This window comes from Clostridium sp. CTA-7 (assembly GCF_054768095.1).
Genome location: NZ_BAAAAV010000008.1, coordinates 68802 through 93258, shown reverse-complemented (window position 1 = coordinate 93258; position 24457 = coordinate 68802). Strand labels below are relative to the sequence as shown.

The window sequence follows — 24457 nt, the reverse complement described above, 5'->3', positions numbered from 1 at the left end:
ATTATAGAGTCAAGAAAATTTTTACTTTGCAACCTTTATAAATAATTCCATAAAACATTTCTCTTTATCATCACAAAACTCTGAAGCTATATAGCTTTCATACAAAGTCCCTTCAACTCTTAAATTTTCATCCTCAATAAATTTAAAAAGTTGTTTTACATATTTTTTGTGGTTACTATAATAGTCAATATAAAGGATAGATGCATATAATCCTTCTTTAAGTTCACAAATCTTAATATTTTCATCTTCTTCTATATCGTTATCCGTAATATTAAAATAAATATTATATTTTGCCTCTCTTTTTTTGTTAAACTCTTCATAGTTTATTTCATATAGAACTTCTAAAGTCAAAAGGTCATTTAGCTTAGGAAGTGTATTTAAGGCTTTTCTAAAATTTATTTCTGCATCTTCTAAATCTTTATTCACCACATTTATCTTAGCAATCTTCTTTTTAGGTTTTTTATTTAGAAATGCTGCTCCTAAAGATTTCGTAAGCATAGACTTTATGTATTGGCTTTTCTTTTGAATTAAGTTTCTTTGCTTTTGCAACTCCTTAATCTGTCTATCTATTTCATATTCTTGATTTTGTAAGAGTCCAAGTGAGTCTTCTATATTAACTTTGTTTGATATAATTTCTTTTATTTCTGAAAGAGATAATCCTAATTTTCTATAAAATATTATAAAATCTAATTTATAAAATTGTTCTAAAGAATAGTATCTGTATCCATTATCCTTAACTAAACTTGGTTTTAAAATCCCTAATTTATCATAATGTCTTAATGTTTGAACAGACAAGTTAGATAGTTTAGATATCTCTCCTATTGAAAAATATTTCTCCATAATAAACCTCTCTTTAATGGTAGCCATATTAATTATAACTTACATATAAAACCTATTATATATTTCCGTTTGCATTTCTCTGTGCATTGCCTAAACATTGCAATTTTGATTAGCCAATACTGAAACAGTAATATATTCTGTACATATATTTTCAAATTCAAGAGTCACTTACAACATCCCTATTATATAAAAAGATACTTCTGTGTACAATTTTACCAATATAATATTGATTATAACATATATTTTCTTCTCACATGGCTCCTCCTATATTTCATTATCTTTAATTCTTCTTGCTAAATCTTTCACTTTTTCTTCTATAATTTTTGCAACTTTAATAAATTCTTCATCAGACTTACCAGTAGGATCTTCTAATCCCCAATCTTCAATATGATTAGCTGGTAAAACAGGACATACAACATTACATCCCATTTTTATAACAATATTTGCCTTTGGTATATCAGTAAGCAATTTAGATTTTTGAGTTTCATTCATATATACTTTATATAAATCTTTTATTATTCTTACTGCATCTTGATTAATTTGAGGTTTAGTTTCAGTTCCTGCTGAATAACTTTCAAAAACCTCACTTCCATATAATTTACCTAATGCTTCTGCCATTTGTGATCTACATGAATTATGAACACATACAAATGCTACCTTCTTTTTCATCATTAATATCTCCTTCTATTTAATTATTTGTAATAATTTATCTTCTTATGGACTCAAAAAAACTTGACAATTAAAAGTTTATTGTCAAGTTTTTATAGATTATATTAAATCTATATTAGAATCATACCATAAGCCAAATTTAGTAAAAATTTTCAAATTCATTATTTAAATATTTTATTTTAACATCATTATTTCATATAATGATTTGTCTTTTATTGTCTCATTTATATCCTTATAATTTATATTAATTTCTGTTTTACCATTAAACCTAAAATAATATGGATTAACTATCATCCCTGCAATTTTTCTTTTCAAAAATGGCAACCCACTTAATAAACTTCTATCCTCTATTAGCTCAGGATTAGATATACTAATTTTTATATTATCCTTCTCATCTTCCCAATTAAAATTCAATTCCTTAGGATATTGTTTACCACCTGGATGGGTAATATAGTTACTTTTTTCTAAAGTAAGTTTACTTCCATCACCTGTTAAAATTTTATCTCCCTTTGCAAACATAAATAAATTAACTCTTTCAGATCCATATTTTTTATCAGCTACCATTTCAAAAAATATTGCTTTGTAATCTCCTATATCTAATCTTCCCCAATACCAATGGTTAATTATCTTAGTTAGTGGTGTATTACCCCAGTTATGATCATGATATCCTCTTCCTGCTACTTCACGTTCCTTTCCTTCAAATTTAATTTTACCATTTACTGTTCCATATGGTATTGGTACAAACCAAGCAAAAAAATCCTTCTTTTCTTCTCCAAAAAAGGCCTTTCCTATTCCAGGTCTCCAAGAAGGAACAACACGATTAAATTGTAAATCTGCAGATATATCCTCAAAATCCACATGTAAATTATAAGTTTTCAAGTCTCCTTTAACCCAATTATTAGCTACCTTGACATCACATTGCTTATCTGATGCTGAAAAGTCCTCTTTAGGAAATTCTATTAATTTTAAGTAAGTTTTTCCCTCCGGTGTTGTTATGCTAAGCTTTACAAGTGGTGTTAATGGTACCTTTATATTTGCATATGACTTTGTAAAAAATATAGCTACAACAGTTGTCCCATCATCTAAGTGGGCATCAAAATACCACCATTCAAACTTACCTGAACTAGTATCAATCCTAATTCCATCCTCCCAGATGGCAGGTTCTTCCTTTAGCCCTTCTTTTTCAAACCATTCTTTAGACATTCCTACCTCAAGTAACTTATTCATAAATATCTCCTCCCAATATTAATTATTAAAATATCCCCACTTAATATTATATCATTTTAAAAAAACACTATTACTTTATTTTTCAATATGGTTGACATTTATGTGTTTTAATTTTACAAAACCCAAATTTCATTAACACTTATCATATCAATGCTTTAGAAGAAAGTATACGTTACTTATGGTACGGTTCACCCTACCTAATTCTAATTTATTAGATAACACGCCTAAAACTACCACAAATAATTTTGCTGTAATCTAGCTCTCTTTTCTTTATTAAAGCCATATTCTTTTTCTAAATATTCATCTATGGAGCCATATCTTTCTTTAATTGCATTTAAAGCACTTTCTATATATTCTTTTCTTACCTCCATAAAGACTTTGAAAATTTCTTTGCTATCTTCATCAGTTAACAAATTGCCAAGAGATTTAAATAATGCTTCATTCATACTTGAGCGATATACATTAGTTAATAAATAGTCTTCTATAACAGTTTCCTCTGGTACTCCTAATGCTAGTAATACTAATGCAGAACCTATACCTGTCCTATCTTTACCAGCTGTACAATGCTGAACTATTGGCATCTTATCTGGACATTCAATACACTCCATAAGCTTTTTAAAGGCTTTGTTATCAAATACCATCTCTAGATAACACTTTTTAAGAAGATCCTCTAGATTACCTAATGCTTTTAAGCTTTTACTTTCCTTCATTAAAGAAAACATATCAAAATTAACATCACTATTATCAAAAGATTTTATTCCAGAAATATTTATATTTCCAATTCCTTCGATTAATGGATCTGGTTTTGCATTAACTTCACCCTTTGAACGATAATCCAAAATTGTTTTTATACCTAAACTTTTTAGATATTCTATATCTTCTTCTGTTAACCCAGCTAATTCATCAGAACGATAAAAAATATTCCATTTAACCCTTCTACCATCCCTTGTTTTATATCCTCCTATATCACGAAAGTTACTAGTACCCTTAAATGGTATTAATACTTCCGTAACTATTTCTGAAACATATCCCTCAACTTTTAAAATAAAATAATTTCTTCTTGTAGTATCTGGATCATCAAAAATAGCTGTATTTTTTCCTTCTACAGTTGTAATATATTCTTCAATTCCATTTACATCAGGAGTTTTATTCCAGTAAATTTTAACCTGCTTAAGTTCTTTTTCTGACTTCCAATTAATATTTATTTTGTTATTATCACTCCTTGTAATCGTTACATCTTTAAAATATTTTTTATCTTTTTCTAGCTTAAAAAAATCCACACTCATTCTCTCCTTTTTGTAGTTTACTTATTAAATTTTATTATATCACAGAAAAAGCACCAATCTTCAAGATTAGTGCTTTAGCCTCTTAAATTCATATAATAAACTCTAATAAATAAAAAACCTTACCTGACGTTGGCTTTATCATACCAGTTAGCATTTTAAGTAATAGTGATTTTACAGATCTATTTAGGCCTAACAATCCATATATTTAATTTTCTTGTACTGATATAGATATTTCCTTGTTCGCTCCTTGTCCTTTATAATATTTACTTAAATTTTCTGTTTTAATTATATACTCCATAAAAAACACTCCTTACACTTCAATTTACTTAAAAGTATAAGGAGCATTTATACGGATTCCTTATTAATTAAATTATTTTTTTAAAATTTCAATTGATTTCTTAGGGCATTTATATAAACATTTTTCACAGAATATACAATCTGAATTCTTTACCGTATCATTTTTATATTCTTTTGGTGAGATACCCATAGGGCAAGCTTTTGTACAAAGTCCACATTCTATGCAACTTTTATCTACTGATAGGTTTACCTTTCTTCCTTTAAATTTTGCTATAAAGTAAGATAAAGAACCCATTGGACAAAAATTGCACCAAACTCTTGAGTTAGTAAATAATCCTAATACAATTCCAACAATAGTAGTTATTACGATTATTCTATAAAAAACAAATCCTATTCCATATAGATTTCCCCAGTTTTTATATAGTCCAAGTCCAAAGTTAGCCATAATAAAGAATATCATAAATATTCTAAAGCCTGTACTTTTAAAAAACTTTGGAACCTTTTTCTTAGGTGTAATTTTAGATAGCACATTGTCATAAAAATTTCCTCTTGGACAATAGTTTCCACACCAATATCTCCCCTTTCCAGCTAATGCTAGTATTATTGGTGCCAACATACAAATAATTGCCACAATTGCAAGCCTCATATCAAATAACGATTCTATGACAAAAAATAGAAATATTAAATAACTGTACTTTTTGTATAAATTTTTCACTAGTAAATTCCCCCTACAAATGTGATTACTTGATTATTATATATACAAACCTTAATTTTATATGTAACTTTATCACATTTATAGAAATCTTAATCTGATTTAAGTTAATTAAATTAAAATCAAAATACTTTACTTTAAAACTAAAAGCCGGGCTATAATTTTAGTAGCCTCTGTATTTTTAGAATTTGATTTCTTTAATTATATATTCTCAGACATAATTTTCTTGTATGCTTTTGTATCAGTACGGTTAATAAATTTATATAGCTTTAAAAGCCCATAAGTTTGTAGCTTCATTCATAAATATATCTATATCCCATGTTTGTTTACTTTTTATTTTGCTATCAGGATCATTTACTATTATCTTATTATTACTATCAACTCCAGTTAATACTATAAAATGTCCAGTAGTAGTAAATGTTCCAGGTCCCATACTTGCTATTATAGGTTGTCCTTTTTTCAAAGTGTTTATTATAACTTCCTTATTTAGTGATAACTCTTTACCCATTACCCCAAAATTTTTGGCTCCCTCAGTCATAAGGCTCCAAGTTGAACCTACTCCCTCTGCTAAATACCCATTCTTTTCACTAAAATCTGCTACAACCTTTGGATTTATATTTGTATTACCTGTAAGCCCTACTACTACCATTGATAGAGCTGTAGGTCCACACCCATTAATTGCTATAAACTCTGAACCATACTTATCATATCCCCATCTTTCATCCCATTGTATAAAAAGTGGAATTTGTCCTTTTTTATAATCATTTTTTACAGATATATCTTTATTTTTTGATGCATCATAATTAGGGTAATTTGCTACAAACCCTATCTCTTCATCCTTTTTTGCTGCCAACTCTAAAAGTTCTTTTGGATATGCATCTACATTATTTAATATCTTATTAATTTCAGGATATTTATTTGCTTTTTTTAATAAGCTTTGTATTACCGGATCCTTTGAGTTTTTTACTTCTTCTGGTATTTTACTTAAATTATTTTCTTCAACTTTTTGTACCGTTTCTACCTTTTGTACCTCTTTATTTTTAATCATTGAACTAAATATTTTTTCACTAGTTTTATAACCTATATATCCTATTAATGCTACTGTTACAATAAATATTGTAAATCTAAGCTTTCTAACTTTTCTTCTTCGCCTTTTAATTGATTTTGCACTTCTTTTTGATGGCATAATATATCTCCTTGTCCGACTATGTTTTATTGCTGCTTCTCTAATTTTTTAATTTTACCTCTTTTTTTTATTTTTATCAAATATTTTATATCTCAACTCATTATACAATAAATTTATACTAATTTTTTATCAAAAATTTATATTAGTTGTTTCAAAATTGTAAATTTTATAATGAATTCATTTAATCTTTAACTCAAAAATCATTTAAAATAATAAAGAATTTAAATATTTACTAAATACTATCTATTTTATAAAAAAGGAAGCACTACTAATCTAGTGCTTCCTAATCCCTTAAAATACTTATAATATTTTTCCATCACTTTCTATAATTTTTTTATACCAATAGAAACTATAATCCTTACTTCTACTTTTGTAGCTGCTTATTGAGAAGAAATACATTTTCTATTTCATTTCCCTGACCATCATAATATTTTATATCTGCTCCTGTTATATACCCTAATGTATCTCTATCAAGTACACTACCTTGAATCTTCAATAATGCTTCTTCATTCATAGGCAACTCTAACTCCTTTATTTCATAATCTCTTTCACATACTATCTTCACTTTCATATCTATCATTCTCCTTTATAATTTTAGTATGCTTCAATAAAACCTAAAATATTTCACATTACTAATTTCCCTTTATTTTTTTATCTTTTTGCTCTGATCCATAAACCATCACTGATTTTGTTATATAAAAATAAGAGAGTACAGACTCTTAATCAATACTCTCTTACATTTTATAATTATCTTTACTATTTTAGCTTTTACTTTCTTTTTCTATTTATATAGAACCCTGTAGCAGTTGTAATTATTCCAATTAATCCTATAGCAGCTGCTGGTGTGCCTCCTGTATTAGGTAACTTACCATGACCTTTCCCATTCCCAGTATTAGTACCATTTCCAGTATCAGTATCAGTACCACTACCATTATCTTTTAATTCAAGCTTTTCTATAGCAACCTCTAACCAATCTTCTGCATCTTTTACTTCCTTTTTAGTAGATTCTTCATTATCAAAAGTCTTTTTAGCTGATGCTAACGCTTTTTCTAAAGCCTTCCAGCTTTTCTTTGTATATTGTGATGAGTCAAGAGCTTCAGCCTTCTTTATTAAATCATCTAATTTATTTTTGCTTGGCTTTAATATTAACTCTGAGTAAGCTTTATTTAAATCATCATGAGCCTTATTAACATCTTTTTGTGTAGCACTTGAATCGGCTAATACCTTTTTAGACTTTGTTAGCTCCTTTTGTAACTTCTTCCAAGTTGATGGAATATACTCATTTTCATTTAAAGCTTCAATCTTTTCTACTAATTTATTTAAATCCTCCTTTGATACTGTTGTTTTTTCGTCTATTGTAAAGTTTATTTTATAGGTATTCATTGTACTTGACTCTGATAAAACTTTTATTATTGTTTCTCCTGGAAGCTTATCTGCATTTGTAACAAATACTTTAGCATTTTCATTTGCTTTTGTTACTGTTACTTCCGGAACTTCTGTTGTACCTGCTGGTAAAACTACATTATATTGATAGTTATTTGGATCAAAGTCTTTTATTGCTTCTCCTTTTACTTTTATTTCTGAAAGTGATGTGTCTGTACTCTTAGCATTTTTTATGAATTTAGCATCTGCCCATGCACCATGATCATACTTGATATTTCCCTCATAAGAATCAATATATAGTGCTAGCTCTTTAACGCCTTTTAAATCTACTTGCACTTTAGAAGCATTCCAAGTACTATAAATTCTTCCACTATTGAATACTTCTACTCCATCAGCTTCTACTCTAGCTACTATTGATGGACCATATCCTGATACACCTCTATCTAGACCAACATATGATTCAAACTTATCATAATCCTTTCCTTCTAAGTTATAAACTATTTTTGAATCCGAATTTGTTCCAATTCCTTTATCAAATATAGTTATATTATTATCAACCTTTACTCTTAATGGATTTCCAACTACTGTTTGGTCTTTTTTAACTTCATACATTCCTGCTGTTGCACTTTCCCATTCTACATCTGATGCATAAACTATATTATTAGTTTTGAAGTTTAACTTATAAGTCTTATTGAATATTTTCCCTAATAATTCATCTTTATAAGTTACCTTAACTGTAGCTATACCAGATATTGTTTCCACATCGCTAACTTCTACTATTACATTATCATTAGCTGTTTCAACTTCTATTACTGGAGGAGTATCTAACGAACCTTCTAAATACTCTATATCATATTCTGTAATATTTTCATTGAAGTTTGCTATATTTACTCCATTCACTTTAATACCATTAACTAAATTCTTTTGTAAGCTTGAATTTACTTTGCTTATTTCCATTGGGGAATCTTCTTTACTTACACCATTTATCTTAAATGTGTAATTATACATTTTTCCACTTTCCATCATAAATTCTGGATGTGGAGTTGCTCCCCAGCTATTGTCTCCACCTACACCCATTTGTTTGTAGTTAAGTCTTAATACTACATTTCCTGTCTTTTGAAGCTCATGTGGATGACGTTTTCCTGAAGAAAGCTCCTCTGGTGTATATTCTAATGCATTAAATTCTATTATTGGTAAACCTGATGCCATTAATCCAACACCATCATTGTTTGTTAAAGTTACCCATCTTACATCTGTTCTATTTCCTGTTTCGGATGGTTCGATATATGGTATAAATAACTCATCTACCTTTTTATTGTATACACCAACATCATAACCTGTATTTCTGTCTATATAGTTTTCCTCTGGTCCTCTTCCATACCAAGTTACATTTTCAAATTCTGATGGTAGTTGAAGCATCATACCTATTTCAGGTATTTCTGATAATCCTTCACCTGCTTTTAATGTATTACTTACTACTACTTCACCATTTCCATAGACTGTATAATCTAATTTTAATGTTGATTCTACTTCTGTTGGAACAGTTAATTCTAGTTCTATTTTAGCAGCCTTATCATCAATTTTCACAATATTAATATTTTTAACTGTTGAATTTTTACCTGCTTCTTTCCATGTTGCTAATCTCTCTTCTGCTCCGTTTCCTCTATCATTATCATTTGGAGCTCTCCAGTAATTTGGTACTAAAGGGTCTTTTATTAATTCTACTTTTTTACCATTATCATTAAATTTATATGACTCTAATGCTCCTGTATTTTTATTTATTTTAACATCAAATTCGCTACCTTCTATTGCTACAGCATCACTATTTTCTTTTACATTAACTGATGACATTGATGTTATATCTAAAGCTTTTTCTAATGGATTATTAAATGGAAGCTTAAATTGTTGTTTTGCAATCGTATGTCCTGCACTTGCCCAAGACTCATCTCCCTTTAGAGTAAAGCTTATATTTAACCAATATTCTGTTCCTGGTATTATTTCTGGAGTCGTAAATGGAATTGTCATCTCTTTGCTTGATAATGGATCTACAGATATATCAAAATTTCCTTGTTGTATAACTTTATCATCTGCTCTTAATTCCCAATTTCCTTGATATTTCTCTGTATTTGTAAATAAGAATTCATTTTTAATATTAATTTTACCATTTACAACGTCTACATCCTTTATTTTTATTTCTTGGTATACTTTTTTAACTTCTTGAATCTCAGGCTGTACTGTTCTATCTGCTGAGACTAATCCATTTGCACAGAAGTTTCCATCTGTAAAGTCTTCATCTCCCCAATCTCCACCATAGCTAAAATACTCTTCTCCTGTATTTTGATCTGTCATTTTTATTGATTGCTCAACCCAGTCCCAGATGTAACCACCTTGCATATTATCATATTTATCAAATACATCCCAATACTTTTGTAGATTACCTACACTATTTCCCATAGCATGAGCATATTCACATTGAATATATGGCTTTTTGTTATCCTTATCTTGTCCATAAGACTCCATTTCCTCTATTGTTCTATACATTCTTCCGTACACATCTGCTACATCTCTATATGGCTCATAGTGTATAGGTCTTGTAGGATCCTTTTCTCTTATCCAATTAGCTGCATGTTCGAAGTTTTTTCCTCCACTTGATTCGTTACCTAATGACCACATTATTATAGATGTTTCATTTTTTGATCTTTCTAACATAGATCTTTGTCTATCTATAACTGCCTCTTTCCATTCTGGTCTACTTTGTGGAATTTCATCTAATCTTCCATGAGTTTCTAAGTTTGCTTCATCCATTACATATAATCCATATTCATTACATAGATCATACCATCTTGGATCGTTTGGATAGTGAGATGATCTTACAGAGTTTATGTTGTTTTGCTTCATAAGCTCTATATCTTTAATCATGCTTTCTTCTGTTAAAGTTCTAGCTGAATCTGGAAGGAATTCGTGTCTATTTACTCCCTTAAAAGATATTGGTTTTCCATTTATTTTAACCTGACTATCTGATATTTCTATTTCTCTAAATCCAAATTTATTACTTATTGTTTCTATTACATTTCCCTTTTCATCTTCAAGAGCAATAACAATTGTATATAAATTTGGTGTTTCTGCTGTCCATTTCTTTGGGTTTTCAACTATTGTATTAAGTTCAGCAATGGTATCCTCATTATTTGATGCAGTTATGCTTATTTCTTGTGATAGATCTTTAATTACATCTTTATTTTCATTGTAAATTAGTCCTCTTACTTTGTATTTTCCATCTTTCTCTATACCATAATTTGAAACGTTTACTTTTACATTTAATTGTGAATTTACATATTGTTCATCTAAATCAGTAACTAATGTATAGTCCCTAAGATGTACTTTTGGTGTAGAATATAGGAATACATCCCTGAATATTCCACTTAACTTAATCATATCTTGTGACTCTAGCCAGCTACCATCACTCCATCTATGAACCTTAACTGCAATTTCATTTTCCCCTTCTTTTAGGTATTTAGCTATATTGAAGTCATGTCCTGTAAAGGTATCTTCACTATATCCTACATATTCTCCGTTTATATATAAATAATAAGCTGATTCTACTCCCTGGAATGAAACGAATACTTCCCTATCATTCCATCCCTTCGGTATAGTAAACGTTCTCTTATAGTATCCTATTGGATTATAATCTGTTGGCACATCTGGTGGATTTGGATTTGTCGCTTGATATTCCCAAGGGTAAGCTGTGTCATTATATCTTGGTTGATCATAGCCATGTAGTTGCCAGCTTGATGGTACAGCTAGAGTATTCCATTTACTAGTATCATAATCAGTCTTATAGAAATCTTTTATATCTTGTGACGGCTTGTCCACTATATTAAATTTCCAATCTCCATTTAAAGTTTGATAATTAGTTGAATTTGAATAATCTGAGTAATTAGGATTGTTTAACGCTTCTTCAATTGTGTCATAGGGCATAATAGTGGCATGGGCTCTCTCCCTATTATCTTCAAATTTTTCAGGATTGCTTGCCCAGAACTCCGTCCCATTACTTGTTTGATCCATAACATCTGCTAAGATACTTGGATCCACATTATTTAATAGGATACCAGTACATAATGTAACTGCTAACACTTTAGCTAATGTCTTTTTGCTTAACATAATACTCCCTCCAAAATTTATTTTACTTTATTTTACTTTATTTTACTAACAATATATTAACACTTATTTTATATTGTGTAAATGTTTTCCATAGAAATTTTTATATTATTTTCAATATTATGGTATATAAGAGCAAATTTTGCATTATACTCTCTAAAGTTTAATTTATTGTATTAAGTAAAAAAATAAGGAGGTGTTGCACTTTCTGCAGGTATATTTCAACTATTCAGTATAAATCCTACCTTTTTAGGAAAACTATTTTCTATATACAAAGTAAAAATGGAGGTATAAAAAATTGAAAGAAAAACAAGAAACTCCTTCAAAGAAAATAATCAAAGATGAATTTATATCACAGGAAGATAGTAAAAAGGAGGAGAATAAGCTCTCCGCTAAGAATTTATTGTGGATTGGGCTAGGTGGTATCATTGGATCTAGTTTTTTTCTTGCGTCAGGGTTACCTATAAGCTATGCTGGTCCTGGAGTTATTTTTTCTTATCTATTAGGTGGTTTATTAACAATCCAGATTGCAGGTGCACTAACCTCTCTCTCTGTTAATCATCCCGTTAGTGGTTCCTTTAAGGTCTACGCTGAAGAAATCTTAGGGCCTTTTATGGGATTCTACGTAGGTTGGACTTTTTGGATATCAGCCGTTCTAAGCATAGGGGCTGAAACCATTGCCATGGCTATATTTTCAAAATTATGGTTTCCAAATATCCCTGTATGGGTATTATCAATAGCTTATTCAGCAATAGTAATTGCTATAAATGCATTTGGCTTGAAAAACTTTGGTAAAATTGAAACAGTTATGTCTTTCATTAAGTCAGCTACCTTAGTAGTATTTATTATAATCGGTATAGCAACAATATTTGGAGTATTTAATACTAATAATCCAGTTGGAATTACGACTCTATTAGATAACGGAGGCTTATTCCCCAAAGGTTTAAGAGGACTACTCCAATCAATGTTAATTGTTATTTTTTCCTATGCTGGCATTGGTGTGGTTGCTATGGCATCATCAGAGGTTAAAGATCCAAGACATGATATACCGAAGGCCATGCTTATACTTCTCGTAGTATTGATTTTTTTATATGTTGTCTCAATTTTAACAGTTGTCTGCCTAATACCATGGAATACTATTTCAATGGAAAAATCGCCATTTATATCAGCCTTAGAGTCAATTAATATCCCCCTTGCGGCTTCAATAATGAATGCAGTGGTCTTGGTTGCATCATTTTCCGTAATGACAGGGTCATATTTTTCTGCCATAATGATGCTAGTTTCTTTAGGAGAATCTCATGAAGCTCCAGCCTTTGTGAGGAAGAAAGGTAAGAACGGAGTACTTTATGGAAGCTTAATTCTAACAGCTATAGGGCTAATTGCTATCAATATAGCTTCATATATTTTACCTAGCAAAATTTACGATTATTTAATTTCGGCATCGGCTTATTTTTCATTCTTTAGTTTGGGTACTATTTTACTTTGCTTTTTACTGTGGCGAAAAACTGTTGCAAATCAGGAAGTTTACAAATCCCCTTTAGCATTTGGTGCTCCCTGGTCAACAGTTATCACATTAGCAATAATATTTGTTTTATTTATATTTTCATTAAGCATTACCGATCAACGTATGGGATTTTATTTTGCTTTAGGTATTTCAGCTATTATCTCCATAGCCTACTTATTTATTCGTGGTAAAGTTAAAAATAGAGCTTAATATTATAAAATATACATAAAAATCACCGTAGGTACTAACTTTTAAATCTGTTACCTACGGTATTTTAATTTAATTGTTATTTGAAAATATCTTAATATAGTTAAAGCTGGTTCTATTTAATATGTTAGGATTATCTATAAAAATCTTCATATTAACTTAAAATAAGAATTATCAATAAATCATCGATAATATCTATTTCATTTAAATCATAAGCTAAGCAATGCTTATAATTATGGAGTCAATCTTTTTCTATCTCTAGTAATTAAAGTCGCTTCTCTTACATTTTCTAATCCTAAAATCTTTGCTGTTATTCTCTCTAACCCAATAGCTAACCCTCCATGTTTAGGCATTCCATACTTAAACAATGCTAGATAGCTTTCATAACTTTTAGGATTAAGACCTTTATATTTCATATTATCTACTAGCATGTTATAATCATGAATTCTTTGACCACCTGTAGTAATTTCTATTCCCCTAAATAATAGGTCAAAACTATGTGTTTCATCTTCCCCATTTGGCATTGTATACATTGGCCTCTTTTTCCTAGGATAATTAGTTAAAAATATAAAATCACTATTTAGCTTTTCTTTTGAATATTCACACAGAAGTTTTTCTGCTTCGGGGTCTAAATCTCCATCTAGATCTTCTTTATTGTAATATTTTTTCAATATATTAAGTGCTTCTTTAAATTCAAGCTTAGGTATTTCTCCATTTATTACTGGTAATTGAACTTGTAATAAATCTAAATATTCTTTACCTTTCGTATTTAGTGATTCCAATATAGACATTAATAATCTCTCTTCTATTTCCATAATATCTTTTTCATCTGCAATGAATCCCACCTCTAAATCCATACTTATATATTCATTAAGATGCCTATTAGTGTTATGCTCTTCTGCTCTATAAGCGTGACCTATTTCAAATACTCTTTCAAATCCCGCTCCAACCATCATTTGCTTGTAAAATTGAGGGCTTTGAGCTAGATAAGCTTTATTTTCAAAGTATTTCACCTCAAAAACCTCTGTACCTCCTTCTGCACCCTCTTTAACAATCTTAGGAGTATGAATTTCTGTAAATCCTTCATTGTTTAGAAACTCTCTAAATGCATTTACTATTAAATTTTGTACTTTGAAAATCGCATTTATTTTGGGATGCCTTAAACTTAATGCTCTATTATTAATCATTGTATCTAAATTCACTTCTAAATTTTCTTTGTTTATTTCTATTGGAAGTTCACCTTCAACTTTGCTTATAACCTCTATACTTTCTACTTGTACCTCAAATGTGCTTAAGGAATTACTGCTTTCTTTAACATTTCCAATAATAGACACTACTGACTCAATACTTATTTCTGATAAATCAAATTCATTATTATTCACTATACATTGAACTAATCCAGATCTATCTCTAATAATCACAAAAGTTATAAACTTTAATTTTCTAATTTTATAAATCCACCCTTTAATACATACTTTTTCATCTATAAATTCTCTTAATTCACTTACTAATTTTCTTTTCATTTTATTATTACCTCCAAAAAAATAATCCCCTTGAGTAAAAAAACTCAAGGGGCAAAATATTTCGCGGTACCACCCTTTTTAACAATGTTCTACTAAATTAGAATATACACCATATAGAATGAGCTCTTTTCTATATACTTAAAAACAAAAAGCTCCCACTCCTTATAGGAGTGAAAGCATATCTTCACGGTACCATCCTAATTTAATAACGTATTAATACATTATTATCTCCAGTCCCTATAACGGAGGAAAACCGACTTATCCTAATATATATTTCAGATAAGTATCTCCAGGATGTCTTTCAATATTACTTTTCTCATAGGCTTACACCAACCCTACTCGCTTTGGATACTCAGTAAATATTTACTCTTCCCTTCAAAGAATTTAACTTTATTACATACTACTCTTAAGCAATTAATTTGTCAACAGATATTTAGAATAATGTTATTTAATTAAAGCAAGTGCTTGATTTAAAACTTTTTCTCCATTCATCATTCCATAATCAGACATGTTGATAACAGCTAAAGGAATATTTTTTGAAGCTAATTTCTTTTCAAATTCATCTTTCATAAAACGAACTTGAGGGCCTAAAAGTATTACATCTAACTTTTTACTTTCGATATTACTATCAAATTCCATTGCTGAAATTGCAAATATTTCTGCTTCAATTCCTTTATCTGATGCAACCTTTATCATCTTATTAACTAACAAGCTTGTGCTCATTCCAGCAGAGCATACTAACATAATTTTTTTCATTTTTATTCCTCCTATATAATAAAATAGCCTTATTTATATACAGTATCAAATGATTGTTTTAAATCATTAATTAGGGAATTAGTTTCCTCTAATCCTATGAACAATCTAATGTGTGTAATAGACATTCCTCTATTTTTTAAATCATCTTCATTTCCGCCTTTATAGGCTGGTAGAATTAAACTTTCAAACCCTCCCCAGCTAACTCCGATAGAAAAAATCTTTAGATTATTAACAAACTTTATCATTTTATTTGTATCTTTATCCTTTAACTCAAAAGATAATAAACTTCCATATCCATCCAAGTATTTCTCAGATAATTTTTTTTGAGTATCATCTTTCGTAGCGTAAGGATGATAAATAACTTTTACATTTTTATTTGTGCTTAGAAAATCAATTACTTTTTTTACAGACTCTTCATGTTGCTTCATTCTCAAATTCAAGGTTGTTAGAGAACGAGTAGTTAACCATGAATTAAATGGACTATTAACAGCTCCAAAGTTCATAAATCCATAGTCAGCAATTTTATCAATAGTGTTTTCATTACTTATAACAACACCTGATACTACATCTGAATTTCCGTTAATATATTTAGACATTGAATGTATGCATATGTCTATTCCATATTTCAAAGGATTTTGGAATATAGGTGTTGCCCAAGTATTATCAATAATAGTAACTATATTTCTTTTCTTCGCTAAATATGATATAGATTCTAAATCAACTAACTCCATAAATTGAGAACTTGGACTTTCTAAATAAATTATTTTAGTATTATCTTTTATATATTTTTCTATACCTCTACCTGAATATCCTTTTACGTTTGAATGTTCCACTCCATATTTTTTTAAAGAAGTGAAAAACCTATTAGCTTGTCCATATATTGTGTTTATAGATAGTAAATGGTCTCCAGTTTCAATTAAACTTAATATCGTAGCCGAAATAGCAGCCATTCCCGAGCTAAACACTTTAGCTCTTTCCCCTTCTTCTAAACAAGCTAATCTTTTTTCTAATAATGAAGTCGTTGGATTACTACCACGAGTATAAATAAAATTATCTTTTTCATTATCTGTTTTACTCATAAAATCTTCATAAGTATTAAATTTAAAATTACTTGTCTGTACTAATGGAAATACAGTGCTATTAAAATTGCTTATTTCATTTTCTGCGAAATGAGTGCATATGTTATTTATATTTTGTTTATTACATTTCATATCTGACTCCTACTAATTTACTATAATTGCTTCTTCCTTTAACATTTTATTATCTGTTTCTTCCTTTAACATTTGATTATCTATTGATTTAATAAATGGATAGTATATTAAAAAGGCCACTACACAAAGAACTAGTTGTAAAATAACTCCACTTATACCTGAAACTAAATATCCACTAATAAGTACAGGTGTAGTCCAAGGGATCATTATGCCATTTGTTATAGCAACTAATCCAAATTTCATTGAATAATAAGTAATTAAACCTAGAATTGGTGTAGTTATAATCCAAGGAATAAATAAAGTTGGGTTTAAAACTATTGGTAATCCAAATATTATTGGTTCATTTATATTAAAGATAGCTGCTGGTAATGAAAGAGCCCCTAAAGTTTTAGTATGTTTTGATTTTGTAACAAAGATTAAACTTAAAACTAAAGGTAAAGTAGAACCTGACCCTCCGATTAGCATAAATACGTTTCTCATTTGTTCATTTATAATATTAGCTTGAGGAAGTCCAGCAGAGAATGCTTCTAAGTTTTCAGCAGACATTACTTGCCATATTGGTCTCATAACTGATCCTACTATATCATTACCATGTAGACCAAAGAACCATAATACTTGTCCTATAACTTCTGCTACAATTAGAGATATAACGTTAGTTCCTAAAGCTAATAAAGGTGCTTGAACTACTGTAAATACAAAGTTGTGTATATCACCGAAACGTGTCATTGCAAATAAGCCTCTTACTATTACAGCTACAATAGCGATTATCGCAATTGGAAATAATGCAGCAAATGACTTGGAAACAGCTGGTGGAACTGTATCCGGCATTTTAGGTTCTATATTTAAACTTTTAATCTTAATGTATGCGTTTGTAGAAATGAATGCTATGAATATTGCTATAAACATTCCTTTAGCGCCTAACCACTCTAAATTTAATTTTCCATCTACTACAGGTGTAAGAATCATAAATACCATTAATGAAATCATTACAGCATAAATTTCATCTGTTTCTTTAATTTTTGCATAATGATAAGCTAATGATAATAATATTACAAGTCCCATAATGCTTATTGTTGCTGTAGACGCTGTTTTTAATAAATTTTGTAAAACGTTTTCTCCAAAGATAGAGTTAAGGAATTCATCATATCCTCTTATTGGTAGATAAGCGAATAATAAGAAGAATGATCCTATTATAAAGAAAGGCGACATTGACATCATAGCGTTCCTGATAGCAGTTAAGGGTTTATTGCTTGCAATCTTTCCTGCTACAGGTAATAAATTTTTTTCGATGAATTCAATTAAACGGTTCATATATTTCCTCCTTATACTTTTTATATTTAAATTGTACATTCTTATTTTAAATTTGTCTAGGGTAATTTAAAATAAAATATTATTTATTTTAAATCTCTTTAATTTAAATTTTCTTTATGCTAATATAGATATGTAAAAGGAGGTGTTGTGTTTGTTTAAGTATCAACAAATTGCTTCAAAGATAAGAGCAGACATCATAAATGGAAAATACAATGAATCAGGAAGGCTACCAAATGAAGCTACATTATCTAGTTTATATAATTGTAGTCGTATGACTATAAAACAAGCTACCGACCATCTAGTAATTGAAGGATTAATTACAAAGAAAAAAGGTGCTGGTATGTACATAAGACCTAGATTATCTAATAAGAACTCTAGTCTATATTCAAATAAACCTAACGTATTTGGATTTAATAATAGCTTTAAAGATTTAAATACTATTACTAGAATAAAAACTTTTGAAGTTATTAAAGGTGATGATTCAATCACAGAAAAACTAAATTTAAAATCTGGCTCATTTCTTTATCATGTTGAAAGAGTTCGTATTATTGACGATGAACCTATAATTTTTGAAAATTTATATTTTCCTATAGATGTCATTGTAGGATTAACTGAAGAAATAATCTGTAATTCAATATATAACTATATTGAAAATGAACTGAATATAAAAATATATAATGCAGATAAGTTTATTAGAGCAGTTCTTCCATCTAAAGAAGTTCAAGGCATATTAGAAATATCTGAATATGACCCAGTTATAGAAATGCAACACGTTGTTTATAGCTCAAATGGAGAGCCTCTTGAATATGCTAACTTATGTTATAAAGGAAGCAAATATCAAATGCACTTTATTACTCAAAATTATGAATAAATATTTTAATATATTTTTACCAAACTAAAATAATCTTATTTTTTATTTGTATTGTACTTTTGAAGATAGTTCTTTAAACTCACTATCATATTTACAATTTATTTACCCAAATTTTATTATAAAAAAAGATTATGAAGATCTTTAATTATATTCTCCATAATCTTTTTTATTTAAATTAAGTTTTCTAATTATATTATGATATATATCTCATTAAGACGTTTATCAATAATTTAACATGATAAGAAAATTGTTTTTTAAATAGTTAAACTAATACTATAGAAACAATTTTATTATAAAGTAAGCTTTACTTAATTTTAAAGAATAATATTATTCTTTAATTACATATCTTAAAACATAAATGTCGCTATTTACATAATCTATACCAAATTCTATTGGTTTAGAATATTGATCATAATTTGTAGTAGCTATTTCAATAACAATTGCTTTCTCTGTTTCTGAAAAGAATTTAGCTTTTTCTCCAACTAATTCAACTGCTTTTAACTTTTGGTAAGAATGATTTATTTTAATATTATAATTTTTTCTTAATATATCGTAAAATGATTCATTTTCAAAAGTATATTGATTAAGGTCAGGAAACCTATCAGCTGAAATAAATACTTTTTCTATTACTACTGGATTATTATCTGCATATCTTAATCTTTCTAAAACATAAACTTCACTATTTACAGGTATTTTCAAATTATCTGCAATATAATTATCAGCTTTAATCTTATCAAACATTAAAACTTTAGAAGAGGTTTTAAAGCCTAAAGCTTCCATTGTTTCACTCCAGCCTTTAGAAACAGAGTTCATTGTTTTTTCAATATTAAAATGAGCTACAAAAGTTCCCTTACCTCTTATACGAGTTAACATTCCCTTGCTAACTAAATCATCTATGGCTCTTCTTACTGTCATACGGCTTGTATTAAAAAGATTACAAAATTCCTCTTCTGTAGGAATAAGTTGCCCTTTTTCATATCTTCCATCTTTTATTGCATCTTTAATATAATCAATAATTTCTTTATAAATAGGCTTTCCTGAATCTTTCATTATCTAGTCACCTGCTCTTAACTTAATATATTTATATATACATTTTGTATATATTTTATATTCATACAGTATATTAGTCAATATTACTTTAAGTCGAATACAATTCTTTAATATATTACTTATTTTTAATATTAATAGTATTTATTAAATAATTCGTTATTATATTCATCTGCTCCATCTAAGTTTGAACTTTTAAATACTGGTGGCTCTATGCCTTCTTTTACTAATTTATCAACAACAGTTACGATTATAGCTTGAGCTATTGCTATTCCTGTTGCATCTGAAGTTGCTCCTATTGGAACATTAAATCCTTCTATATAAAATGCAGCATCACCTTTTTCAGCACAATTATCTATTACCACATCAGCTATTTCATACATATTTTTTCCTGACTTATGTCTTGATTTAACTTGAGTGGAATGTTTAAGAGATGTTAATGCAATAACACTAGCACCTATTTCCTTAGAATATAAACACATCTCCACAGGTACATTATTTCTTCCTGAATTAGAAACAACCATTATAGTATCATTTTTATCTACTTTATATAAATCTAAAATGCTCTTTGAATATCCATCTAATCTCTCTAAATATGTGCTCTTATTAGGCATTTCATGTAGCATTAATTCTGGAGGCAATATTCCTTTTACATATGCTAGTCCACCAGCACGGATATATAATTCTTCAGCTACCATATGGGAATGCCCTGATCCAAACACGTAAAATCTTCCACCTTTCTTACAAGATTCTACTATTAAATCTGCTGCTTTTTCTATATTTTCACTTTGAGTTTCTTGTACTTCTTTTAATTTTGATATTACAAATTCTAAATATTTATTTGTTATCATTTCTATACACCCCTTATTATTCAATACTTTTAATTATTCTGTTTTTTATGAAAAGTCTTCTTTTAATTTATCTAAAATAAATGAAATTATTTTTTCTCCTTGTCCTCTTTTTATAATACTTGAAGAAGCTTCATAGTATTTACTATCAAAAGACTTTTTGTCAGCAAAATATAAATAATATCCATTTGTATATCCTAAAATTATATTCTTTCCAGCTTCTTTTATTTTCTTACCTAAACTTGAAAAAAGCTCTCCAGGTATTGTTATAAAGTTCCAATCATTTATTTTTATTATATTTATTTCTATACTTAGCTTGTCCATTTTATCTATATACTTAGCAAATCTTAAATTTGTGCAAGCTCCTTCATACTCTGATTCTATTAATCTTAAATCCCCAGGAGAAATTCCCTCTTTCTTAGCTTCTTCTACTTTTCTTTTTAACCCATATAAAATCTTTTCAGCATTTTCAACACTATCTATATCTTTAATTTCTAAATCTAAGTTATAACTTTTAACTTTTAACTTATTTATAGTTCCTTTATATATTGGACTTTCTAAACTACTTTTAACTGCATTTGCTAAGTTTTGTCCAAGCCTGTCTACCTCATCAAATGATGATTCTTTTCTTGTAAATCTAGTACTTATATCACCAGCACTTCCATTTGTGAAAATAACCATATCGTATGGATCTTCTAGATATTTTAAAACACCAGATGGAAGATCAGCTGTAATATATAAATTTTCTTGGTTCATTATTGTTGGGTGACATGCAAAATTATACATTAATATTTTTTTACCATTACTAAGTAGAAACTCCATTGTAAATAATCCTGTTTCCCAAGGAAATTCAGTATTATGTCTTTCAGTACATACATCATAAACATGTGAAACGCCTATTTGTATTTCACACTTTTCTCTATTATCTAAGGCAACTTTTACCCCTTCTGCCAACTTCCTAACATAATCTTCAACTAACTCTTTATTATAATCTCCAAAAACACTCTCTAAACCCTTAAATATTCCATTTATATTATCAGAAACTCCTTTAGGTCCAGAATGAGTATGTGTAGCTCCCACTATTATATTGTTTTTCTTTATTCCTAAATATTTGACTTTATCATATATTTTTTCAACAAAATAATTTTCTACACAAAGGATATCCATTTGTATAAAACATAACAATTCATCTTTATTATCAATTATTAATATCCTTCCAAACAACTCATCATGAATTCCTTTTGATTGTCTAAAATTATCATACCCTGAAAGTAATACTCCAATTGGTGGCGTTATATTTACCTGTGAAAACCCAACTCTTGTAGACATATAATTTCCCCTTTCCATTACATTTCAATTAAATACTTTAATTAACTTTTAATGATTATTTTATTTATGCACATCCTTCTATATATTAATTTTATAATATGTATATACAATTTGTATATACATATTATATGTTTATCTAAAATTTAAGTCAACAAAAAACAAAACTATAAAAACTATATTTGATAAAATTGTTTTTGCTATCTAGCATTTTTAATAGTAATATAAAAAAGATTATGGAAAATTTTTATTGTTTTTTCCATAATCTTCGCTTTAATTTAAGTTAACTTTTCTAAGTATCTCATAATATTTTTTAATATAAAATTCTTTTAATTGCTTTTATTATATTCTTCTCATATATTCCACCATGATAACATATTATTCTATTTATATCATAATTTAAAAGCCTCTCAACAGATTTCTTAGCTTCATTCATATCTAAAGTGTACTGAGGTAGTGCAATAACTAAATCTCCGTTGTCTATAACTAAAGCATCTCCAGCTATTAAAGATTTACTTTCTTTATGGTAAATAGATATATGTCCCGGCATATGTCCAGGTGTAGATACTATTTCAATCCCTCCACAGAAATCAAAATAATCTTTATCTTTTAAATTTATATCTACATTACAAATTTCTATTGATTTAAGCATTTTATGAAAATTTTTAGCTTGCTCTTTTTCTTCTTCTGGCAAAGAATTATATATACTTTCTGCCTGTTGTAATCTTAATGATTTTTTATTACCATTAATATATGGTGCATCTTCTTTAGATGCTAACACTTGTACGCTAGGATATTTTCTCTTAAATTCTGCCAATGCGCCCATATGATCAAAATCATGGTGTGTTATAATTATTTTAGATAATTTTTTTATATCAATTTCATTACTTATTGCAACATCTTCAATTAACTTTAAAAAGTTAGGATACCCACAATCTATTAAAATCATTTCCTTTTCATCTTCTAGTATAACTGGATAAATAGTATTGTTTTCTCCATCAAAGCTAAAGTTTACTTCTAATATATTGATTTTACTCATGTTAGAAACCCCCTAGTAAATTATTAATTGCTTTAATAATATCATAAACATAAAAAATATAGTTAGTACATGAATAACTCTGTACCATATATGATCATAATACAGTGCAATTAAAGAATTTAACTAAAAATATTTTATTTAATTTTTATTCTAAGTTTTCTAATAATTCGTCTAATGCTATTTTCAGTAAGATAATATTTATTAATTTAATATATTCTTCTTTATTTTCTTTATAATAAATATATCTACTATTTATTATAAACTTCCATTTGCTTATTAATATGTTCTTCACAAGAACGCATAGCTAAAATTGTCTCTTCAAATAATTTATCTAATTCCCATCCAAGCATCTCTGCACCTTGCTTAATTACATCACGTGAACATCCAGCTGCAAATTTCTTATCTTTAAATTTTTTCTTAAGACTTGAAACTTCCATGTCCATAACACTCTTTGACGGACGCATTCTTGCAGCTGCACCAATTAATCCTGTAAGTTCATCTACTGCAAATAATACTTTTTCCATTTGATGCTCTGGTTTAGGTTGTTCCTCTAAACAAAGCCCATACCCGTGACTAGCTGCTGCTCTTATTAACCTTTCATCAATACCTCTTTCTCTCATAATTTCCTGAGTTTTGCTACAATGCTGTTCTGGATACATCTCAAAATCTAAATCGTGAAGTAGTCCCACTAAAGACCAAAAGTCTGCTTCATCTTCATATCCTAATTTTTCTGCAAAATACTTCATAGCACCTTCAACGGTTAAAGCATGTTGAAGGTGAAATGACTCCTTATTGTATTCAGTAAGCAAGTTCATTGCTTCTTCTCTTGTTATCATAATAATATCCTCCTTTAAAACTTTATAAAAATTCTAACTTTCAAAAATATTATATCTACACCATAACGATTCATAACTCTGATAAAATTTAGCTTTTTAATTTCTTAAATTAATTCATAAATATTTTTTATCTCTATTGATTCCTATAAATAGTTACGATATAATATTTTACGAACGTAAAATATATTTAATGTTAATTATATTTTACACTTGTAAATTATAA

At 28.4% G+C, this 24457-nt stretch carries 19 protein-coding genes and 1 other annotated feature; of the genes, 2 read left to right on the top strand and 17 right to left on the bottom strand.

The annotated features are described in order from the left end of the window. Positions 1 to 21: 21 nt before the first annotated feature. The 8 genes from ACYUEX_RS14715 to lacZ all read right to left on the bottom strand — a co-directional run bounded on the left by ACYUEX_RS14715 (position 22) and on the right by lacZ (position 11758). Positions 22 to 840, bottom strand: a complete 819-nt coding sequence (locus ACYUEX_RS14715) for a MerR family transcriptional regulator (RefSeq protein WP_460288867.1) — start codon at positions 838 to 840, stop codon at positions 22 to 24. A gap of 264 nt (positions 841 to 1104) precedes the next feature. Further along, entirely contained in the window at positions 1105 to 1509 is a 405-nt protein-coding gene (locus ACYUEX_RS14710) for an arsenate reductase/protein-tyrosine-phosphatase family protein (protein WP_460288955.1), read from the bottom strand. 174 nt (positions 1510 to 1683) lie between these two features. Next, the gene (locus tag ACYUEX_RS14705; protein ID WP_460288866.1) at positions 1684 to 2736 is read right to left on the bottom strand and encodes a lipocalin-like domain-containing protein; all 1053 of its coding nucleotides are present in this window, start codon (positions 2734 to 2736) and stop codon (positions 1684 to 1686) included. Positions 2737 to 2966: 230 nt separating this feature from the next. Beyond that, complete coding sequence (locus ACYUEX_RS14700; RefSeq protein WP_460288865.1) at positions 2967 to 4016, bottom strand: tyrosine-protein phosphatase; 1050 nt, start codon at positions 4014 to 4016, stop codon at positions 2967 to 2969. Between the two features lie 376 nt (positions 4017 to 4392). Then, on the bottom strand, positions 4393 to 5034 hold the full coding sequence (locus ACYUEX_RS14695) for a 4Fe-4S binding protein (RefSeq protein ID WP_460288864.1): 642 nt from the start codon (positions 5032 to 5034) through the stop codon (positions 4393 to 4395). A gap of 256 nt (positions 5035 to 5290) precedes the next feature. After that, positions 5291 to 6217 (bottom strand): C39 family peptidase, encoded by a 927-nt coding sequence (locus tag ACYUEX_RS14690; RefSeq protein WP_460288863.1) that lies wholly within the window; start codon positions 6215 to 6217, stop codon positions 5291 to 5293. Between the two features lie 364 nt (positions 6218 to 6581). Further along, positions 6582 to 6788: a hypothetical protein gene (locus tag ACYUEX_RS14685; RefSeq protein ID WP_460288862.1), complete on the bottom strand. Its 207-nt coding sequence runs from the start codon at positions 6786 to 6788 to the stop codon at positions 6582 to 6584. 197 nt (positions 6789 to 6985) lie between these two features. Next, complete coding sequence (gene lacZ, locus ACYUEX_RS14680) at positions 6986 to 11758, bottom strand: beta-galactosidase, LacZ type (protein WP_460288861.1); 4773 nt, start codon at positions 11756 to 11758, stop codon at positions 6986 to 6988. Between the two features lie 295 nt (positions 11759 to 12053). On the opposite strand from lacZ, the gene ACYUEX_RS14675 reads away from it, so the two are divergent. Beyond that, positions 12054 to 13469 (top strand): amino acid permease, encoded by a 1416-nt coding sequence (locus tag ACYUEX_RS14675; RefSeq protein ID WP_460288860.1) that lies wholly within the window; start codon positions 12054 to 12056, stop codon positions 13467 to 13469. Between the two features lie 230 nt (positions 13470 to 13699). Here ACYUEX_RS14675 and aspS read toward each other — a convergent pair whose 3' ends face one another. The 4 genes from aspS to ACYUEX_RS14655 all read right to left on the bottom strand — a co-directional run bounded on the left by aspS (position 13700) and on the right by ACYUEX_RS14655 (position 18267). Continuing rightward, positions 13700 to 14989: an aspartate--tRNA(Asn) ligase gene (aspS, locus tag ACYUEX_RS14670; RefSeq protein ID WP_460288859.1), complete on the bottom strand. Its 1290-nt coding sequence runs from the start codon at positions 14987 to 14989 to the stop codon at positions 13700 to 13702. 163 nt (positions 14990 to 15152) lie between these two features. After that, positions 15153 to 15377, bottom strand: a binding site (T-box leader). Positions 15378 to 15433: 56 nt separating this feature from the next. Continuing rightward, positions 15434 to 15745 (bottom strand): PTS sugar transporter subunit IIB, encoded by a 312-nt coding sequence (locus ACYUEX_RS14665; RefSeq protein WP_411167414.1) that lies wholly within the window; start codon positions 15743 to 15745, stop codon positions 15434 to 15436. A 29-nt stretch (positions 15746 to 15774) separates the two neighbouring features. Next, complete coding sequence (locus ACYUEX_RS14660) at positions 15775 to 16956, bottom strand: trans-sulfuration enzyme family protein (protein WP_460288858.1); 1182 nt, start codon at positions 16954 to 16956, stop codon at positions 15775 to 15777. A gap of 12 nt (positions 16957 to 16968) precedes the next feature. Continuing rightward, a complete protein-coding gene (locus ACYUEX_RS14655) occupies positions 16969 to 18267 on the bottom strand; it encodes a PTS sugar transporter subunit IIC (protein WP_460288857.1) in 1299 nt (432 codons plus the stop codon). A gap of 151 nt (positions 18268 to 18418) precedes the next feature. On the opposite strand from ACYUEX_RS14655, the gene ACYUEX_RS14650 reads away from it, so the two are divergent. After that, positions 18419 to 19138, top strand: coding sequence for a GntR family transcriptional regulator (locus ACYUEX_RS14650; protein WP_411167411.1), 720 nt, complete (start codon positions 18419 to 18421; stop codon positions 19136 to 19138). Between the two features lie 327 nt (positions 19139 to 19465). Here the strand turns inward: ACYUEX_RS14650 and ACYUEX_RS14645 are convergent, their stop codons facing one another. The 5 genes from ACYUEX_RS14645 to ACYUEX_RS14625 all read right to left on the bottom strand — a co-directional run bounded on the left by ACYUEX_RS14645 (position 19466) and on the right by ACYUEX_RS14625 (position 24234). Next, complete coding sequence (locus ACYUEX_RS14645; protein ID WP_460288856.1) at positions 19466 to 20188, bottom strand: GntR family transcriptional regulator; 723 nt, start codon at positions 20186 to 20188, stop codon at positions 19466 to 19468. Positions 20189 to 20319: 131 nt separating this feature from the next. Then, on the bottom strand, positions 20320 to 21036 hold the full coding sequence (locus ACYUEX_RS14640; protein ID WP_460288855.1) for an SIS domain-containing protein: 717 nt from the start codon (positions 21034 to 21036) through the stop codon (positions 20320 to 20322). A gap of 45 nt (positions 21037 to 21081) precedes the next feature. Next, positions 21082 to 22362 (bottom strand): neutral/alkaline non-lysosomal ceramidase N-terminal domain-containing protein, encoded by a 1281-nt coding sequence (locus ACYUEX_RS14635; protein ID WP_460288854.1) that lies wholly within the window; start codon positions 22360 to 22362, stop codon positions 21082 to 21084. 310 nt (positions 22363 to 22672) lie between these two features. After that, positions 22673 to 23398, bottom strand: a complete 726-nt coding sequence (locus ACYUEX_RS14630) for an MBL fold metallo-hydrolase (RefSeq protein ID WP_460288853.1) — start codon at positions 23396 to 23398, stop codon at positions 22673 to 22675. Positions 23399 to 23646: 248 nt separating this feature from the next. Beyond that, positions 23647 to 24234 (bottom strand): hydrolase, encoded by a 588-nt coding sequence (locus ACYUEX_RS14625; RefSeq protein WP_460288852.1) that lies wholly within the window; start codon positions 24232 to 24234, stop codon positions 23647 to 23649. Between the last annotated feature and the right edge of the window lie 223 nt (positions 24235 to 24457).

Coding starts and splice junctions, on each gene's coding strand:
- ACYUEX_RS14715 (WP_460288867.1), bottom strand. CDS start 840: ATGGAGAAATATTTTTCAATAGGAGAGATATCTAAACTATCTAACTTG.
- ACYUEX_RS14710 (WP_460288955.1), bottom strand. CDS start 1,509: ATGAAAAAGAAGGTAGCATTTGTATGTGTTCATAATTCATGTAGATCA.
- ACYUEX_RS14705 (WP_460288866.1), bottom strand. CDS start 2,736: ATGAATAAGTTACTTGAGGTAGGAATGTCTAAAGAATGGTTTGAAAAA.
- ACYUEX_RS14690 (WP_460288863.1), bottom strand. CDS start 6,217: ATGCCATCAAAAAGAAGTGCAAAATCAATTAAAAGGCGAAGAAGAAAA.
- ACYUEX_RS14685 (WP_460288862.1), bottom strand. CDS start 6,788: ATGAAAGTGAAGATAGTATGTGAAAGAGATTATGAAATAAAGGAGTTA.
- lacZ (WP_460288861.1), bottom strand. CDS start 11,758: ATGTTAAGCAAAAAGACATTAGCTAAAGTGTTAGCAGTTACATTATGT.
- aspS (WP_460288859.1), bottom strand. CDS start 14,989: ATGAAAAGAAAATTAGTAAGTGAATTAAGAGAATTTATAGATGAAAAA.
- ACYUEX_RS14665 (WP_411167414.1), bottom strand. CDS start 15,745: ATGAAAAAAATTATGTTAGTATGCTCTGCTGGAATGAGCACAAGCTTG.
- ACYUEX_RS14660 (WP_460288858.1), bottom strand. CDS start 16,956: ATGAAATGTAATAAACAAAATATAAATAACATATGCACTCATTTCGCA.
- ACYUEX_RS14655 (WP_460288857.1), bottom strand. CDS start 18,267: ATGAACCGTTTAATTGAATTCATCGAAAAAAATTTATTACCTGTAGCA.
- ACYUEX_RS14645 (WP_460288856.1), bottom strand. CDS start 20,188: ATGAAAGATTCAGGAAAGCCTATTTATAAAGAAATTATTGATTATATT.
- ACYUEX_RS14640 (WP_460288855.1), bottom strand. CDS start 21,036: ATGATAACAAATAAATATTTAGAATTTGTAATATCAAAATTAAAAGAA.
- ACYUEX_RS14635 (WP_460288854.1), bottom strand. CDS start 22,362: ATGTCTACAAGAGTTGGGTTTTCACAGGTAAATATAACGCCACCAATT.
- ACYUEX_RS14630 (WP_460288853.1), bottom strand. CDS start 23,398: ATGAGTAAAATCAATATATTAGAAGTAAACTTTAGCTTTGATGGAGAA.
- ACYUEX_RS14625 (WP_460288852.1), bottom strand. CDS start 24,234: ATGATAACAAGAGAAGAAGCAATGAACTTGCTTACTGAATACAATAAG.